Origin of the sequence: Roseimaritima sediminicola (genome assembly GCF_009618275.1) — a bacterium.
In the GTDB taxonomy this organism is placed as follows: Bacteria; Planctomycetota; Planctomycetia; order Pirellulales; family Pirellulaceae; genus Roseimaritima; species Roseimaritima sediminicola.
The window spans coordinates 159,385-176,599 of sequence record NZ_WIAD01000004.1; the positions used below are offsets into that span (position 1 = coordinate 159,385).

Genomic DNA, 17,215 nt, shown 5'->3' on the forward strand with positions numbered 1-17,215 from the left:
TCGCCGACTAACGACCAAACTCTGGCGAGTTCAGCTACGGGGTGCATCACGCCATGATCTGCTCGATGACGTTGCCGTAGACATCGGTCAGGCGGAAGTCGCGGCCGGCGTACTGGTAGGTCAAGCGTTTGTGGTCCAGCCCCAACAGGTGCAGGATCGTGGCGTGCCAGTCGTGGATATGGCACTTGTCCTCGACCGCTTCGAAACCGTGCTCGTCGGTCGCCCCGTAGCTGAACCCGCCTTTGACGCCGCCGCCGGCCATCCACGTGGTGTAACCTTTGTTGTTGTGGTTGCGTCCGTCGCCGTTTTGCGCCGCCGGAGTTCGACCGAACTCGCCGCCCCAGATCACCAGCGTGTCCTTCAGCAGATCGCGCTGCTGTAGATCCGCCAAGAGGGCCGCGATCGGGCGGTCGCAGGCTTCGGCTCGCGCTTGATGATCGCGGGAAAGGTTGGCGTGCTGGTCCCAGTTGCCGTGGGTGACTTCCACGAACCGCACCCCGGCTTCGACAAACCGCCGAGCCAACAGACACTGTTTGCCAAAGTTTTCGGTCGCCCCTCCGTCGGCTCCATACATCGCCAACGTCTCGCGACTTTCCCCCGACATGTCCATCAACTCCGGCATTGCATCCTGCATTCGAAAAGCCAGTTCGTAGGATTCGATCACGCCTTCGATGCCCGGGTGCACCGATTCCCGCTGCAGTTTGTCCTGATTCAGTGACTGGATGAAATCCAGTTGGCGACGCTGCTGCGATTTGCTCAGCCGTGGATTCTGAATATCGGGAACGGGTGGCCCGGCGTCGGCGGCGAAGCGGGCCGCCCGACCACCACGGCCGACCTTGGTTCCGCCGTAGATGGCCGGCAGGAACGCGCTGCCGTAATTGCGCTGGCTGCCCGCCGGCGGACTAAGCGAAACGAAGCCGGGCAGCGAGTCGTTCTCGGTTCCCAAGCCGTACAGCGTCCAGGCTCCCAGCGACGGCCGGATGAACTGAGCCGTGCCGGTATGCATCTGCGTCATCGCCCCGGGGTGCACCGGTTGATCGCACTGCATGGACCGGATCAAACACAATTGATCGGCGTGCTTGGCGACTTCTGGAAACAGATCCGAAATCCACAAACCGCTTTCACCACGTTGGCGAAATGCCCACGGCGACGCAAGCAGGGTGCCGCCATAGCGTGCACGTTTGCCGTGGTCCCGCGTCAGTTCCGGTTTGTAGTCGAAGGTGTCCACGTGCGAGGGACCGCCCTGCATGCACAGAAAAATAACGTGTTTAGCACGAGCCGGGAAATGCGGAGGACGAGTCGACAAGGGGTTGCGCGAACCGCTCGACGTCTCCGCCGCACCGGCTCGGCCAGCCGCCGCGGTGGTCAAACCGCTGAAGGCCAGAAACCCAAACCCCGCCGACACCGTCTGTAACGCCTGCCGGCGTGAAAGGTTTGCAAACATGTTTTGATCTCCTAGTCCAAGTAACGGAATTCGGCGGCGGCAAACAGGGACTGACACAACACGGACCACGCTCGCGGGGATTCGGTGGAGGTGGAAAAATCGTTCACCAGACGCAGCGCTGCGGCCAATTCCCCGTCGCTGGGCGAACGAGCAAAGGCCAACTGAAACGCCAACTCGACACGCTGCTCCGGATCCGAGGCTTCGGCCAACAAACGCGCTGCAAACCGTTCGCTCTGCTGGATCACGAATGGATTATTCATCATGTACAGCGCCTGATTCGACGTACTGGAACTTTCCCGCGTGCCCACGACCGCATTGGGATCGGCAAAATCGAACACGTCCAGCGAACGCGGCTGCTGGTCGCGGACGATCGGTAGGTAGACGCTGCGGTACTTGGCGTCGGTCATCTGCAGCGAGTCGCGTGTGCTCTGGGCCAGACGCTGTAGCCGCTGGGCGACCTCACGCTGTATCTCTTGCCGCAGCGATCGCATATCGGTTGACCCACGCGAGCGAAAACGTGCGGCGGGCGTCTGTCGTGCAAGGCGGCTGCGGGCTTCGGCCATCGCCTGGGCCCGAATCTGTTCGGCCTGCTCGCGGAGCTGTTCACGGGGGTCGCCCAAGACGCCGTCACGAACCCGTACATACCCCGCCTGGGCAACCACCGACGCGGCGGGCCGGCGGAGGTCCAGTTCGCCGCTGACCTGCAGCATCGCGTCGCGAATCGATTCCGCACCCAGACGCCGCGGATGAGCCCGCCACAGCAGTTCGTTGTCCGGGTCCTGCCGGTGGTTGTCCGGATCGAACTCGGTCGAAGCGCGATAGATTCGCGAGCTGGCGATATCGGCCACGATCTGCTTGACACTCCAGCCCGACTGAACAAAGCGATCGGCCAGATAGTCGAGCAATTCCGGATGCGTCGGCTCCGCTCCGCTGGCTCCGAAATTGTCGGTCGTCGTCACCAGAGCTCGACCCATCATCGACTGCCAGATGCGATTGACCATCACGCGAGCGGTCAACGGGTTGCGATCGCTGCCGATCCAACGAGCCAGCTCCAGCCGTCCGCTGGAGTCTTCGTCGATCTCCAGCGGCCGAGTGGCCAGGACCTGGGGAACACCGCGAGCGACGCGTTGTCCGGGCTGATCGATTTCGCCGCGGATCAGCACTCGAGCGTCCTCGACCTGGTCCGCTTCCTGCACTCCCATGCAGTAGCTCCGCGGTCGTCCCTGTTCGTCCACCACAGCCAGCTTTGCCGACAACTGAGCCAACTGGTTTTGCAGCCGAAGGAAGTTCCTGATCGATTGGTTATCGCCGGCCGCCCGATTGCGACGAGCTGCCGCCGCTTCTTCCTGCAGCTCTTCCATCTGCTGCCGCATCGCGCGGATCTCGGCGGCCGTGTACCGTTGGCCTACCGGACGCTCGTCTTCGACCGGCAACAACAACAAACTGCTGTTACGTCGAGTCTGTGCGCCGCGAAAACTACCGTAGCTCGACGGCGGGTTGCCGAAGTACGTGTTCATGCTGCCGAAGATGCCCGCCATCGCGTAGTAATCGGCCTGGGGGATCGCATCAAACTTGTGGTCGTGGCAACGGGCACACGCGACCGAGGTGCCCAGGAACACCCGCGTAGTCGTATCGATCTGTTCGTCGACCAGGTCTGCGGCGAACTGCACGCGGTTCTGTTCGTTGACGTTCTTGGGGCCCAGGGCCAGGAACGTTGTACCGATCAATTGTTCGGCCCACTGCGCGTCGTCGGCGGCGGGCAAGAGGTCTCCGGCGATCTGTTCCTGGACGAAGCGATCGAACGGTTTGTCGGCATTGAAAGAATCAATCACATAGTCGCGGTAGCGCCAGGCGTGCGGGTAGGTCATATTGACTTCGCGGCCCGTCGATTCGGCATAGCGGACCACATCCAACCAGTGGCGACCCCAGCGCTCGCCGTACTGCGGCTGCCGCAGCAGATACGCGACGACGTCCTCGACCGCCTGCTGGGGATCGCTCCGGTACTGGCTCTCAAAGGCGGTGAGCTGCCGAGGTGTGGGAGGCAGCCCGACCAGATCGAAAAACAAGCGCCGCAGCAGCGGGGCCGCCGCCGCATCGGCGGACGGCTGCATCCCGGCCGATTCCAGCCGGGCGAGCACAAAGCGGTCGATCTCGGTGGTGGGCCAGGCGGGGCTGCGAACCTCGGGCAACTTCGGCGCCGCAGGCGGCTGGTAAGCCCAAAAGGTTTCGCGTGCGGTGCGGATATCTTCCGGACCGATCGTGGCTTTGATCTCAATGACTTCGGTTTCTCGAGGATCGACGGCTCCGGTTTCAATCCACCGCCGGAAGTCCGCGATCACCTCCGGTGCAAGCTTGCGTTTGGGAGGCATCACAAAGTCTTGATGCGTGATCGCGGTGTACAGCAAGCTTTCTTCGGGCTGGCCCGGGACTACGGCCGGACCGCTGCTGCCGCCGATCCGCGTCAACTGGCGAGTGTCCAGCCGCAGTCCACCGCGAGCGTTGCCCGTCTCGTTGGAATGACAGCTATAACACTCGTTGACCAGGACCGGCCGGATTTTGGTCTCGAAGAAAGCGACCGCGTCCGGGTCGGGTGAGTCTGCCAGAACCGAACCGGCGACGAACAGTGCTGCCGTAGCAAGCGAGAGGCGCATCGTCATGGGAGAAGATCCCCGCAGGAAAAGGCTCGCCAGCCTGCAGCGGAATCGATGCGAGGGCGACGCGTTATACCCTTTCAACCTAGCCGATGGGCCAAGGTTTCGCGAAAAAGCAACCCCACTGCCGACTTCCGCGACGGGGAGGGCCCTATGGGCGGGGGAAACAGATCGGAGATTTCAAATTTGAGATTTCAGATTTGAGATTTCAGATCTCGCCGCGTTCTCCTTCTAAGTCTGGCAACTTCGGCTACGGGGAGGGGCGGCTACTTTCGGCGGAGCGAAAGGCGACTCTCTCCAAAGTCTGGCGACTTCCGCTACGTCTCGATCGACCATCGACCAACAACCAACAACCAACAACCAACAACCAACAACCAACTCACCGTGGCTTGCGTTTGCTGAGCTTCTTGGTGGGCGTCTTGGCGGTTTTGGTCGAAGCCTTCTTGGGAGTGGCTTTCTTGCTGGACGCCGTGGCGGACTTTTTGGGGGCCGCCTTTTTCGCCGCAGCTTTCTTGGCGGCTTTCTTGGCCGCCTTCTTTAGTGGAGCTTCTTTACCGGAAGCCGCCTTCTTGGCCGGCGTCGCGGACTTCGCCGCACCTTTCGACGCAGCCGATTTGGACGACTGCTTGCCGTCGGCTTTGCCGCTGCCGGCTTTGCTCTTCGCCGGTTTGCCGCTGTCGGCTTTCTCGCCCCCCGCCGGAGCGTCATCCGACTTGCTCTTGGCGGCTTTCCTGGCGGCGGGTTTGCCGCCGGCGGCGGTCACCGCAGCCAACAACTGCGGGGCGTTGCGATCGACGGCCGTGACGACCGCCACCACCGTCTTGTCGCTGGCGTTCTTTCGCAGCGCCGCACTGGCCTGCTGCAACAGCGAACCGAACTCCATCCCCTTGCTCTTGGGAATCGCTCGTTCCAGCCCCGGCACCTTCTGCTGCATCAACTCCGCTTCGTTGATAATCCCGGCGGCGAACATGATCCGCAGACCGCCGTTGTCGACCGGGATGGAATGGCCGCCCAAGCCGTGCTGGGTCACATAGGCCAGGACAAAGGGCGTGATCCCGGGCAGATTCTCGAACTGCTCGACGGCCTGTCCCAGATTCTGTTTTTTCATCTCCTCCAGATCGAAGGAGTAGAACGCTTCGAAGGCCGACTGCAGAACGCGTTTCAAGCGGGTCGCCGCCGATACCGGACTGGGCAGGCTGGACAACACGTCGGTGATCTCGGCCGTGGTCGTGACCCGGACCTCGTTCCAATCAAAGTACTGCTGCTCGAGCTTGGCCAAGCCTTCGTCGGCCAATTCGCTGGGAGCCCCTTCCAGAAGACACGCGTACAACAGGTGCTCCATGATCGGCCGACTGGGGCTGGGCACCGGCTTGTAGTGCTTCTTCAGAGCGGTCTGCAGCTTGGTGATCCGAGCGGCTCGATTGCTGGCGGTCATCGCGCGGTATCCGTATCGTCTATAGAGGTTGTGAGAATATTTTTTCGGTGAGCTTTAAGAGAGCGGGTCGAGCCGTAGGTTAATCGCCCGCCCGGGCTTTGCCAGGGAGCGGCCAGCGAGATTACCGAAGATCGCGCCGGTCGTCGGCCGCTTCATCCTGCCCGGCGTCTGAATTACCCCGCCCGGCGGCCGCATCATCCTGCCCGGCGGCCGGTTCATCCTGCTCGGCGGCCGGTTCATCCTGCTCGTCGCCCGGAGCATCCTGCTCGTCGCCCGGATCGGTCAGCCCGGCTTGGCGAGCCGCGGCTTTGGCGGCTTGCTCGGCTTCGCGTTCGCGGCGCAAGCGATCGAGCAATTGCCCGACTTCCAGAGCGCTGCGGGTCCCCTTATCGATTTCGAAGCGCAGCTTGGGGATGTAGCGGCTGTCGATGCGTTCGGCGATCTTGGCCTGCAGGAAGCCAGCGGCGTTTTGCAAGCCCCGCAGGGTCAACCGTTCCTGCGCCTCGTCTCCCATCACGCTGATACCGACTTTGGCGTCGCGCATGTCCGCACTCAGCTTGACGCCCACGACGGTGACGTCCTGGATGCGCGGATCTCGCAGGTCCGTCAGGATGGCGGTCGCCACCACTTCGCGGATCGCTTCGGCGGCTTTGAGGATTCGACGACTAGTCACGGATAAAAAGGATCCAGGTGAAGCAGGACAGACAAACCAGGGCCGCGCCGAGGGCGACGCGGCGCGGAGAGAAAAAACAGCGGCCGGGCGATCAATCCAGCGTCCGAGCGACTTCTTCGATCTTGTAGGCTTCCAGCACGTCATCCTGTTTGATGTCGTTAAAGCCGGACAGCTTGATGCCACACTCCATGCCGCGAGGCACTTCCTTGACATCTTCCTTGATCCGCCGCAGGGCTTCCAAGGGATAATCGCCGATGGTCCGGCCATCGCGATTAACGCGGATACGGCAACCACGCTGGATCGAGCCCTGAGCGACATAGCACCCGGCGATCGTTCCCACGCGGCTGATCTGGAAGGTCTGTTTGACCAGAGCTCGGCCCAATTCGACGATGCGTTCCTCGGGTCGCAGTCGGCCTTCGATCATCGCCTTGATTTCGTCGGCCAGCTTGTAGATCACGTCGTAGCGACGGATCTCCACGCCGCGTTCGTCGGCCAGGGCTCGAGCCGCATCGTCGGGAATCACGTTGAAGGCCAGGATCACCGCGTCGGAGGCCGAGGCCAAGGTGACGTCGGCCAGGCTGACGCCGCCGACGCTCCGCTGCAGGACGCGGACTTCGACCTCGGGGTTGTCCAGCTTGCTCAGTTCTTTGTCGATGGCTTCCAGCGACCCGCGAACATCCGAGCGGATGATCACGTTCAGTTTGGTCTTCTCCTGCTGTTCGCCCAGACGTCCCTCTTCGAGCAGTTGCTGGAAGTGTTCGAAGGACACCTTGGTGGTCACGCCCGAAAGGTTCTCGGTGCGGTGGCCGTGTTCACGCGACTGAGCGATCTCGCGGGCCTGCGTGATATCGTCCAGGACGTGGAAGCGATCGCCCGCGCCCGGCGGCTCGTCCAAGCCCATGATGTTGACCGGCGTACTGGGGCCGGCTTCCTCGAGCGGTTTGTTGGTCAACGTGTTGGTCATCGCTCGGACCCGGCCGTGGGCCGCACCACAGACGACCACATCGCCGACTCGCAGGGTACCGTTCTGGACGACCAACTTGGCGACCACACCGCGGTCGCCTTGCTGTTCGGCCTCGAGACACACACCGAGAGCCTGTCGGTCCGGGTTGGCCTGGTACTCGTGCAGTTCCGCGACCGTCAGCAGGGTTTCCAAAAGCTCGTCCATGCCCATGCCGGTAATCGCACTGGTCTTGACGACTTCGGTATCCCCACCCCATTCGCTGGGCGTCAGTTGGTGTTCGGTCAACTGGGTCATCGCCCGCATCGGGTCGACGCCTTCCAGGTCCGACTTGTTCAGCGCGACGACGATCGGCACACCGGCCGCCTTGGCGTGGCTGATGGCTTCTTCGGTCTGCGGCATGATGCCGTCATCGGCGGCCACCACCAACACGGCGATGTCGGTGACGTTGGCACCGCGGGCTCGCATCTCGGTAAAGGCTTCGTGGCCCGGGGTGTCGACGAAGGTCACCGGCCGGCCATCCTTCTCGACCGTATAGGCCCGAATGTGCTGGGTGATCCCGCCGGCTTCGCCACTGACCACATCGATGCCGATCAAGCGATCGAGCAGGCTGGTCTTGCCGTGGTCGACGTGTCCCAGGAAGGTGACCACCGGAGCACGGGGCACCAGGTTCTCCTGATCGTCTTCCTGCTCTTCGATCGTCGTGATCAGTTCGTCTTCCAGCGTCTCGTGCTCTTTCAGCTGGATATTCAGATCCAAATCGGCGGCGATCAATTCGGCCGTCTCGTGATCGATCGTGGCATTGATGTTGGCCATCGTGCCCATGCCCATCAGGAACCGCAGCACGTTGGCCACCGGCACGCCGGCAGCGGTACAGAACTCGCGAATCGTACAGGGCAGCTCGACCGTCACGGCATCCTTACGCGGGGCGGCCGTATTGACGCCCTTGCGTCGCCGCGGACCGCTGTGGCGGCCGTAGCCGCGGCGGCGACCGAAATCGCCTCCGCCGTCGAGTGTGATATTTCGCCGGTTGCCCGAGCGTCGGCTTTTGTTGCGATCCGGACGAGCACCCGCCATACCGGCATTGCGGCGTTTCTCCGCTGCGTCGTCGGCGTCGCCGCCGCGTCCACCGCGTCCCTTGGCTTTCTCGGCAAACTCGCTCAGACCACCCGTGCCGATCTTGGTCTTCTTGGTCTTTTCATCGGAGACCGTCTTGTCGATCCCGGCGGCATCGCCCTGTTTGTGGCCGGCGATCGCATCCTTGGTGAAACGCACCTCGGGCTGCTGGGCCGGCGGTTCGCTGGGGCCTTTCTTGGCGACCGGCTGCTTGGCTTCGGGCAGAGCGGCAAGGTTGATCTTGACCGATGGCTCGCGCCGCTTGGGCGGACGGTTGCCCTTGGATTCGGACTTGTCGCCGCGATCCGGGCGGGCCCCGCGACCGATTACGCGGATCTTACCGCCGCCACCGCCCGGGCCCATCGGGTCCCGCCGCATCGGCGAAAGCGGACCGGGCGCGGCTTCGGGACGCCTGGGGGTGGGCGACGCTTTGTCGCCGGCCCCTTGATCGCCGGAGGGCTTGCCACCCGATGGCTTGCCGCCGGATCGGGAACGGTCCTCGGCCGCCGGCTTCTCGGCCGCCGGCTGAGATGGTTTGCCAGCGGTGGGCGCCGTCTTGGTCGGCTCGCTGGCCGCCGGAGCTTGCGCCGGAGTCTCGGCCTCTTGCGAAGCCTGGGGCGCCGCAGCGGTGCCGGGCGCCGCAGCGGTGTCGGGCGATTTGCCCTCGTCCTTGCCGGACGTCTCCGCGGGTGCCGACGTGCTCAGTGGCGGCTTGCTCGCAGAACGACGGCCGATAACGCGATTGGCCGTGCCGCGGGCTTCCACCGGATCGGCTTCGCGGACCGGTTTGATCGGGGCCGCCGGAGTGGCTTGAGCGGACGGACGCGGCGCAGCTTTCTTGGTAGCGCTGCCGTCAAGATACTTTTTGACGCGTTGAACTTCGTCGTCGTCCAAACTGGCCAATGCCGAGCCTTTACCGCTGACTCCGGCTTTTTTGCAGATCTCGACCAGTTCTTTACTGTCTAACTTTAATTCTTTTGCGAGCGCGTAAATGCGTACGGGCACGGGGCAAGGATCCTGTGAATCTGTTTTCAGGCCAGTCGTTGCTCCCCGAATCGAGGCGAGCGTTGCTGGCAAATTATGTCGCTAAAATTACATCATTTCCTCCGTTCGCCGGGCCTCTCACAAGGCGCCAAGCGACCATCCTGACCCGAGGGGAAGATTCCGCCCGGGACGTGGTGAAGCATCAACTACTTTGCTGACTGGTTCGAGCCGCTTCGCCCGAGTCATCGCCGCCGACGGTCGAACCGTCCTGGGCAGACTGCGGGTCGGATTGGGATGAGGCGTCCGGGGACGCCGGCTGTGCCGAGTCCGCCGCGGCGGCTTCATCACCCCCTGCGGGGCGTTCTTCACTGGCTGCTGCCTCTTGACCCGCCTGCGAGTCGCCGGCGGCTTGCTCTTCGCCGGCGGGCTGTGCTTCGCCGGCGGGCTGCCCTTCGCTGGCAGGTTGTTCTTCGCTGGCAGGTTGTTCTTCGCCGGCGGGTTGCTCTTCGCTGGCAGGTTGCTCTTCGCTGGCGGGCTGTGCTTCGCCGGCGGGTTGCTCACCGGCCGCCTCGGCTTCTCGCTGCTGTTTCTCGCGGTCGCGGCGTTGTCGTCGCTCTTCGGCCGCCGCCACCTCGGCCTCTTCGGCACGCTGTTCGGCTTGTTCGACGATGCGATCGACCTGCTCTTCGCTCAAGCCGCTCATCTCCACCAGAGCATCCGGCTCGATCACCGACAGGTCATCATAGGACAGATACCCCTGCTCGACCAACGCTCCGGCCAATTCCTCGGTGACCCCTTCCAGCTCGCTGAATCCAGAAACAGCCCGGCTGATCTGCTCTTCCAGCTCGTTGCCGGTCATGATCTCGATGTCCCAGCCGCACAACTTGCTGGCCAGCCGGACATTTTGACCGCGTCGACCGATGGCCAACGACAACTGATCTTCTTGAACCAGCACAATCGCTCGGCCAATCATGTCGCACAGCAAGACCTGTTCGACCGTGGCGGGCTGGAGGGCATTGGGAACCAGCACCAAAGGATCTTCGCTGTAGCGAATCACATCGATGTGCTCACCAGCCAATTCTTCGCGAACCGCCTTGATCCGGCTACCCCGAAACCCCACACAAACGGCGATCGGATCGACCTGGTTGTCCATGCTGGCCACGGCAACCTTGCTGCGATAACCGGGCTCGCGGCTGACCGATTTAATTTCGATCGTACCGTCGCCCAGCTCGGGAATCTCCTGTTCAAACAGACGCTGCACCAATTGGGGCCGGGTTCGGCTGAGCACCACGCGGATCCGGTTGCCGGTCGCCCGAACCTCGAACACGACCGCCCGCACCCGCTCGTTGGCGTGCAGGGATTCGCCCGGAATCTGCTCGCTCCGTGGCAGGATCGCTTCGACATTTCCGAGGTTGACCGTCGCCACGCCGCCATCGGCCCGGCCGATCACGCCGCTGACGATCTGACCGATCAGTTCGCGGTATTCCAACATCAAGGAATCCCGCTCGGCTTCCTTGACCTTTTGAATGATGACTTGCTTGGCGGTCTGGGCGCCAATGCGACCGATCTGATCTTCGCCCAACGGTTCGCCATCGAGCACGGCTTGCGCACGGCCACTTTGACGGTCCAATCGCACAACGATATCTGCGTCTTCTCCGTACTGCCGCTTGGCGGCAGTTTGCAGAGCAGACTCGATCGCAGAGAACACGATTTCCTTATCGATGTTCTTTTCGCGATGAAGCGAGTCGACGTAGCGAAGGATATCTTGGGGATTCATGCAGACTTGTACGGTTTTCCGTAGATAAAAAAAACGGCCCGGGTTGAAAATCGACCCGGGCGCGTCGCAGGATCTCGTTGAATGAATGAGATTAACGATCTGTCCAGAGGCTGTCAACCAATAACGGCTAGGCGAAAACCACCCCACCAACCGGAGGGCGAGCCCGGTCTCGGCGGTGGTTTGCCACACCCTAGGGAACGAACTTGGCGATCCGGATCGCGGCGGCCTGACCTTGTGGCGTGACGTTCATACTCAGAAAGCTGTCGCCGGCGGGGGCCTGGTCGTCGACGGTGACCGGCAGGTCACAGCGGGGATCCGGCGTGCGGTAGTTCAGCGTGGGGAACAGACGCCCCTGCTGCAGAGCCATCAGACTGGCGATCGCTTCGACCATCCCACCGCCGGCCCCCAGATTGCCGAAGTGGCTCTTGGCGGCCACCACCGGAGGGATGCTTTGGCCGAAGACGTCGCGAATCGCGGCGGCTTCCTGAATGTCGCCCTCGACCGTGCCCAAGCCATGGGCGTGGATGTGCCCCACGGCAGAGGCCTGGCCCAGTGCCGAACGCATCACGTTGGCCAAGGCGTTGCGTTGGAATTGATCGGTGACCCGAGCGGCCACGGCGCTGCTGCCATAGCCGACCACTTCGCCGAGAATGTTGGCTCCACGAGCCTCCGCATGCGACAGGGTTTCCAGAATCATCGCCCCGGCGCCCTCGCCCAGGACACCGCCGTCGCGATCGGCATCAAACGGCCGGCTCATCTGGGTCGGATCCTCGCGGTCGCTGGCCAGATCCTCCTGCATGCAGGCGTGCATGGTGCGGAAGGGATGGATCCGCGAGCCGGTGGAACCGACCAGGATCACGTCGCTGTGGCCGCGCTGCAGCGTCAGATAGGCTTCGGCCATCGCCGCGGCCGCACTGGCTTCGCGCACGGTAACGGAATTATTGGGTCCCTGCAGGTCGTTGTAGATCGCGATGTGGCTGGCCGGCATATTGGGCAAGTACTTCAGCAGCCACAGCGGATTGACTTGCGGTTTGCCCTGTTCGCCCCACTTCTCGAACTGAAACTGGCCGTCCTCGTCCAAGCATTTCTGGACCCCGGCGGCGAACTCCTCGGGCAGCGTCATGATGTAATCGCAGCCGTAGATCACGCCCGTGCGATGCGGATCTCGCTTGTCGGCCGGCAACTGGGCGTCGACCAACGCCAACTGGGCCGCCGCGACGCCCATCTCGATCTCGCGGCACATCACCTTGCTGCCCTTGCGGATCGTTCGCTGCAGCGGCTTTTCCATCGGACCGTAGTCGCCGATCGCCCCGGTGAACTCTCTGGCTTCGGCACCGTGGCTCAGCGGCAGCGGAGCGGTCGGCACGCGGGTCAGCGGCCCGACCGCACTGCGACCGGCCTGCAGGGCGTCAAACAACGCCTGGGACTCATTTCCCAGCGGACTGATCACCCCCAGACCGGTGATCACGATGCGAGGCAAGGCGTTCGTTTGTGAAACCATTTCTGCTTTCTGATTCGTCTGATTTGCGGAGGAAGGGGGTCATTCTAATCCGGATCGCCCGTGGACGACGAGGCCGGCACAAACGGCACCGGGGCGCGTGCGCGGCGGGAAGCCTCTTTTCCGCGGAACCCTCAGGCTTTACGGAGGTTTACTAATCTGCCGGACCTACGTCCACCCTGTCCCTTTTCTTTTTCGGAGTCGCGTGCGATGTCGTTGAGAATCTTGAAGAGCCCTGTCACCAGTTTGGCCCTGTTGCTGGCCGTGACCGTGACGAGTGTGCAGGCGCAGCCCCCCGAACGCGATCGCCCTCGCGGAGACCGCCCGGCCCGCGGCCAACGCGACGCCGACCGAGCCGATCGCGAGCGACCCGAGCGGGGCGAAAGAGACCGGCGGCGGGGCGGCGGCCCGGAGATCAGGCCCGAAGCCATGGCCAAACAGCTGATCGAACGCTTCGACAAAGACGACGACCAGAAACTGGACGCCCAGGAACTGGTCGCCGCCCTCCAGGCCATGCGGCAGATGCGTGGCGACCGTGGCCCCCGCGGCGACCGTGGTCCTCGCGGCGATCGCGGTCCCCGCGAAGGGATGGACGCCGCCGCCATGGTGAATCGCCTGTTCGAAAGCCGGGATGAAAACCGAGACGGCAAGCTGAGCGGTGACGAGCTGCCCGCGCGGATGCAGGAGAACATCGAACGGATCGACCGCAACGCCGACGGCGTGGTGGACAAGCAAGAAGCCGAAGCGGCCCTGTCGCGGCTGCGCGATCGGCCCCGCGATGGACGCGGCCCCCGCGATGGCGACCGCCCCCGCGCCGGGGGCGACACCCCGCGCCGTCCGCCCGCGGAATGACACGGTTCCCGTTCCCCATCAGCCGCAGGGCGCCAGCCCGATGCCACTTCCTTTGTAGCGGAACGGCGCGAGCCGTCCGGTTTTGCGGTGCGAACCTTCACACACCGGGCGGCTTGCGCCGCTCCGCTAACGCTTCAATCGCAAGCGATGGTGAAAGTAGATGGCATTGGGCGCCAGCTCACGGTTCCCGCGCCCCACCGGCCGCCGTATCTACTGACCTATGCCGCAACGAAAAACGGCTGGTCGCTCGTCAGCGAGCGACCAGCCGTCCGGCTTTTCTCAAATCGTGCCGTGCACGTTACGGCCGGACGCCGGACCTAGAAGGTCAGGATCGCGTCGACGCCGAAGGTCGTCTGCGAAGCGCGATTGTTTTCGTTCACGCCATAAGCTCCCGCGTCGTCCCAGTCCCAACGCAATTCCGGACGAACGATCAGGTTCGAGTTCATGCGGTGGTTGACGCCGAAGGTCAGGTCGTTGACATCCACGTCACCGGTGGCCGTTGCCAACGATGGGTCACGCTGGAAGTACTCGTGACGCACACCCAGGCTGGTGCAGTCGTTGAGGGCGTAGAACAGGTAGTTGACGAACGCCCCGCCTTCGCGAAGCCGAGCCCCGTCGGTGGCTCGCTCGGTGTCCAACCAATCGAACTGCGAAACCCACTGCAGGTTGTTCGTCAGCGCGACGTCCAGGATCATGCTGTGCATGTAGCCCTGCTCGGTCACGCCCGTGTTGTTGAAGTTGGTGTTGAAGCGACCGATCGTCGTGCCGTAGGTGAACGTGACGTCCTCGGTCAATCCCAGCGAGAAACCGCCCAGGAAGGTGTCGCCGTTGTCTTCGAAGCCGCTGTCCCAACCCAGAGTGTAACCGCCGTAAACGGCGATGTCTTCGGTGGCTTGGTAGGTGGCCAGAATCCCGGTGTGGGTGAACGGCTCGTTGTTGACCATCGTGTAGGTGTGGCTGTAGAAGAAGTTCTGCGGAGCCATCACGCTTTCGTACCCGATGATCGTGTAGAAGTGACCGGCTTTGACCGACAGGTCGCCGTAGGCCACTTCGGCATACAACTGAGGCAGTGCCCAGCCGTAGGAACCACCGTTGTCCCAGTCCTGGTCCCAGCTGTCATCGTTGGGTCCAAAGGCTTGAGTGTCCGGCCCATCGATACCGTACATCAGATCGATACGGCCGCCGATGTCCAACCCACAGCTGCCGTCGACCGCACGCTCGGCGTACAGCCAAGCCTGCTGCAGACGCACGCCATCGGCGTCGTCGTTGAAGCGACGAGGCGAATCGCTGGAGTGGTACCCCAGTTGGCCCCAGCCCCCGACGTGCCAGCCGTAGTAGTCGCCGAACACCTCATAGGGATCCCCGATGCAGCAGTCGCCACAGCTGAGGTAATCGCCCAAGCCCAGGTCGCCCAGGCTGTAACCGCCATGGCTGTCACAGCCGCTGTCGCAGGCTCCGTCGTCGCAGCCATGGGACTCGAAGAAGCCCACCTGCGCGATCGAACGGTCGTTTGTATGGTTATCTGCTGCTGTCGCACCGCCGACGTGCATCATGCACGCTGCAGCCGCCAACAGAGCTAGTTTGCTAATCTTCATCCTAGGATTCTCCCCAATCCAAAAGTTGGCGCACAAACGAAGTGTTCTTGTGCTCCGCCAGTACCCCCAGCTATCGACTTCTCGATGGCAACAGGCCGAGGTTTTGTAGGATGAAAACCCACGCGGCGGGTCGCTCGTTGGGGCGGTAGCGATTATCCGGATGAAGACCAGCACCAAGGGCGGAAGCCCCACCACTAAGCCCCCACGCCCAAGTTACAGGGCCGGAAACCACCCCACCACAAGACGCTATTCCCGTCCCACCAAACGCCGGACAAAGCACGGGGAAAGGAAGACCAGATTGGCGACGATCATGATCGTGCCAAAGGTGATCATGCCCAGAAACAGGGCGATGCCGCCGTGGACCATGACCGCCATCAACAAGATCAAGGGGCGAGTCAAACGAGGCCAAACCAACGCGCAGTAAAACGTCTCCCAGAACACGGTCACGTGCGAGAGCGCACTGCACAGAAACGGATAGCGAGCGACGAACCAGGTGACGTCCACCGACTGGTACTCGAGGTTCGCCGCCGAGAACCACAGGGCACTGCCGTCCCACCAGCTTTCGCCGCGAGCCTTCCAGAGCCCGCCGAAGAGGTAGATCGTACACAGGTGCAGCTGAATCAACCGGGTCGCAATCATGTTCGCGGTGGCCGGCTGGGCCGATGGCAACAGGCGCCGCCCCCAGTTCGTGGCCGCCCAGTCGGGACGGCGCCGGCGCAGCCAAGCATCGACCGCAAACACCGAACCGCACCGCGACAGCATCAGATACATCAACAACATCGTGACGATCTGGTCCAACCCGAACAGGGCCCCGGTCAATCGGTGCATGTACATCAACTGCAGCCCCCAGGCCAGGGGCGTGCTCAGCCGCGTGGCAAACCCAACCATGACCATCGCCGAAACCAGCATCGTCAAAGCGTGATGAGCCCACAGCAACCCGGGGCTATCGATGTGCCACAGATAGGATCGTCCCCAGTCGGCGTTCTGCGGTACGATCCCGCCCCGATGCAGCTCGCCAATCGTCTCCGGGTCCATCCAAGCGTCGGGCCCGACAAAGGACATCAGGTCGGTCGCCAGGACGACGTGCGTGTACAGCAACATCGCGCCCACGGCGATCCGCATGATCGCCAGGGTATGCGGCAAGCGGGGCAGAAACCAAAACGCGTTCCACGCTCCGGTCCACTGCCGCAACCAGTTCACACTCGCTTCCACCACCACCTGTGAACGACTCATCGCGCGGGCTCCCGGTCGGCAGGTCGCCCCCCCAGGCCCGGCATGGGACCGGCCGGCACGACCTCGGGCGACGGTGGAGCACCGAATGCTGGGCCGGGACCGAATGCTGGGCCGGGACCGGGTGCTGGGCCGGGACCGGGCGCTGGGCTGGGCATCGGTCCCAGATCGTCGGGCAACTCACGATACAGGCGCGGATCATGCAGCCGAACACGGTCCAGCAAGTACTCCGGAACGAACGGGGCGCGGTGTTCGATGCGGGCGATGGTCACCCGCTGGACATCGACGTTTCGGCGGGCCGCGATATGCCGCCGAAAGGAATCTCGGATGGCTTCGTACTGCCGCCGCGAGGCCCGCCAAGCGCGGGCTTCGGCGTCATCGACCTCGGCCAATTCGGCCGGCAGCGGCGCGGTGTGCACGTTGTGCAGAAACTCGGTCAGCATGAAATGGCGGTGGTACAACAGCCGTGGCCACTGCCGCTGGAGGTCGGGAAACGTTTCCAGCTGCGGCGGGGCGTCCCCCTCGCCTGCGATGCGAACTTCGATCAAATGACTGGGTCCGGGATCGGGCGCGAAGAAGGCATAGCCGTGATTGAGGTAAGTTAATTCGCTGTAAGGGCTGACCGGACGATTAAAGGCTTCGCCAAAGGGCGACCCCGACGTGCTCATCGGCACCCGCGTCATGAACTCCACCGGCTCCCCCAGCACGGCCCACAACTGCCACAGGATCAAGCCCGACAACAACCACCGCCAGCGAACCGCGGGCAAGGCCGGCTGGGGGTTCGGGTCCGAGTCGACCGCTGGACTGCCGCTCGGTGCTGCCGGCTGAGCTGCCGAACGGCGCCGCGGGGGCTGGGCTGGATGCGATGGTGGGGATGGCATAGCGGGGTGACCGCAGAGGAAAGATGTCGAAGCGGTAGGCAAGCATAGCACGCGGCCGCGGCGCTGCGAGAGGAGCAAACAAAAACGCCGCCCCGACCTGAAAGGGCCGGGGCGGCGT

11 protein-coding genes are annotated in these 17,215 nt (G+C 63.3%); 1 reads left to right on the forward strand and 10 read right to left on the reverse strand.

What is annotated here, in order from left to right:
- Nucleotides 1-46: 46 nt before the first annotated feature.
- From GE027_RS04150 to GE027_RS04180, 7 genes are all read right to left on the reverse strand, one after another.
- Complete coding sequence (locus GE027_RS04150; protein WP_153555918.1) at nucleotides 47-1,444, reverse strand: DUF1501 domain-containing protein; 1,398 nt, start codon at nucleotides 1,442-1,444, stop codon at nucleotides 47-49.
- 11 nt (nucleotides 1,445-1,455) lie between these two features.
- Complete coding sequence (locus GE027_RS04155) at nucleotides 1,456-4,101, reverse strand: PSD1 and planctomycete cytochrome C domain-containing protein (protein ID WP_237607252.1); 2,646 nt, start codon at nucleotides 4,099-4,101, stop codon at nucleotides 1,456-1,458.
- 373 nt (nucleotides 4,102-4,474) lie between these two features.
- A complete protein-coding gene (locus GE027_RS04160) occupies nucleotides 4,475-5,530 on the reverse strand; it encodes a hypothetical protein (RefSeq protein ID WP_153555919.1) in 1,056 nt (351 codons plus the stop codon).
- A gap of 121 nt (nucleotides 5,531-5,651) precedes the next feature.
- Nucleotides 5,652-6,203: a 30S ribosome-binding factor RbfA gene (rbfA, locus tag GE027_RS04165; RefSeq protein ID WP_153555920.1), complete on the reverse strand. Its 552-nt coding sequence runs from the start codon at nucleotides 6,201-6,203 to the stop codon at nucleotides 5,652-5,654.
- Between the two features lie 91 nt (nucleotides 6,204-6,294).
- Nucleotides 6,295-9,285 carry a translation initiation factor IF-2 gene (gene infB / locus GE027_RS04170; RefSeq protein ID WP_153555921.1) on the reverse strand — a complete coding sequence of 997 codons (2,991 nt, stop codon included), beginning with the start codon at nucleotides 9,283-9,285 and terminating at the stop codon, nucleotides 6,295-6,297.
- A 181-nt stretch (nucleotides 9,286-9,466) separates the two neighbouring features.
- Complete coding sequence (nusA, locus tag GE027_RS04175) at nucleotides 9,467-11,041, reverse strand: transcription termination factor NusA (protein ID WP_153555922.1); 1,575 nt, start codon at nucleotides 11,039-11,041, stop codon at nucleotides 9,467-9,469.
- A gap of 190 nt (nucleotides 11,042-11,231) precedes the next feature.
- Nucleotides 11,232-12,542 carry a beta-ketoacyl-[acyl-carrier-protein] synthase family protein gene (locus GE027_RS04180; protein WP_153555923.1) on the reverse strand — a complete coding sequence of 437 codons (1,311 nt, stop codon included), beginning with the start codon at nucleotides 12,540-12,542 and terminating at the stop codon, nucleotides 11,232-11,234.
- 207 nt (nucleotides 12,543-12,749) lie between these two features.
- On the opposite strand from GE027_RS04180, the gene GE027_RS04185 reads away from it, so the two are divergent.
- Complete coding sequence (locus tag GE027_RS04185; protein ID WP_153555924.1) at nucleotides 12,750-13,391, forward strand: EF-hand domain-containing protein; 642 nt, start codon at nucleotides 12,750-12,752, stop codon at nucleotides 13,389-13,391.
- Between the two features lie 317 nt (nucleotides 13,392-13,708).
- Here the strand turns inward: GE027_RS04185 and GE027_RS04190 are convergent, their stop codons facing one another.
- The 3 genes from GE027_RS04190 to GE027_RS23015 all read right to left on the reverse strand — a co-directional run bounded on the left by GE027_RS04190 (nucleotide 13,709) and on the right by GE027_RS23015 (nucleotide 17,097).
- Nucleotides 13,709-14,986: a porin gene (locus tag GE027_RS04190; RefSeq protein WP_237607253.1), complete on the reverse strand. Its 1,278-nt coding sequence runs from the start codon at nucleotides 14,984-14,986 to the stop codon at nucleotides 13,709-13,711.
- 246 nt (nucleotides 14,987-15,232) lie between these two features.
- Nucleotides 15,233-16,219, reverse strand: a complete 987-nt coding sequence (locus GE027_RS04195; RefSeq protein WP_153555925.1) for an HTTM domain-containing protein — start codon at nucleotides 16,217-16,219, stop codon at nucleotides 15,233-15,235.
- Nucleotides 16,216-17,097, reverse strand: coding sequence for a hypothetical protein (locus GE027_RS23015; RefSeq protein ID WP_153555926.1), 882 nt, complete (start codon nucleotides 17,095-17,097; stop codon nucleotides 16,216-16,218). The genes GE027_RS04195 and GE027_RS23015 overlap by 4 nt, the downstream gene beginning before the upstream one ends.
- Nucleotides 17,098-17,215: the final 118 nt, after the last annotated feature.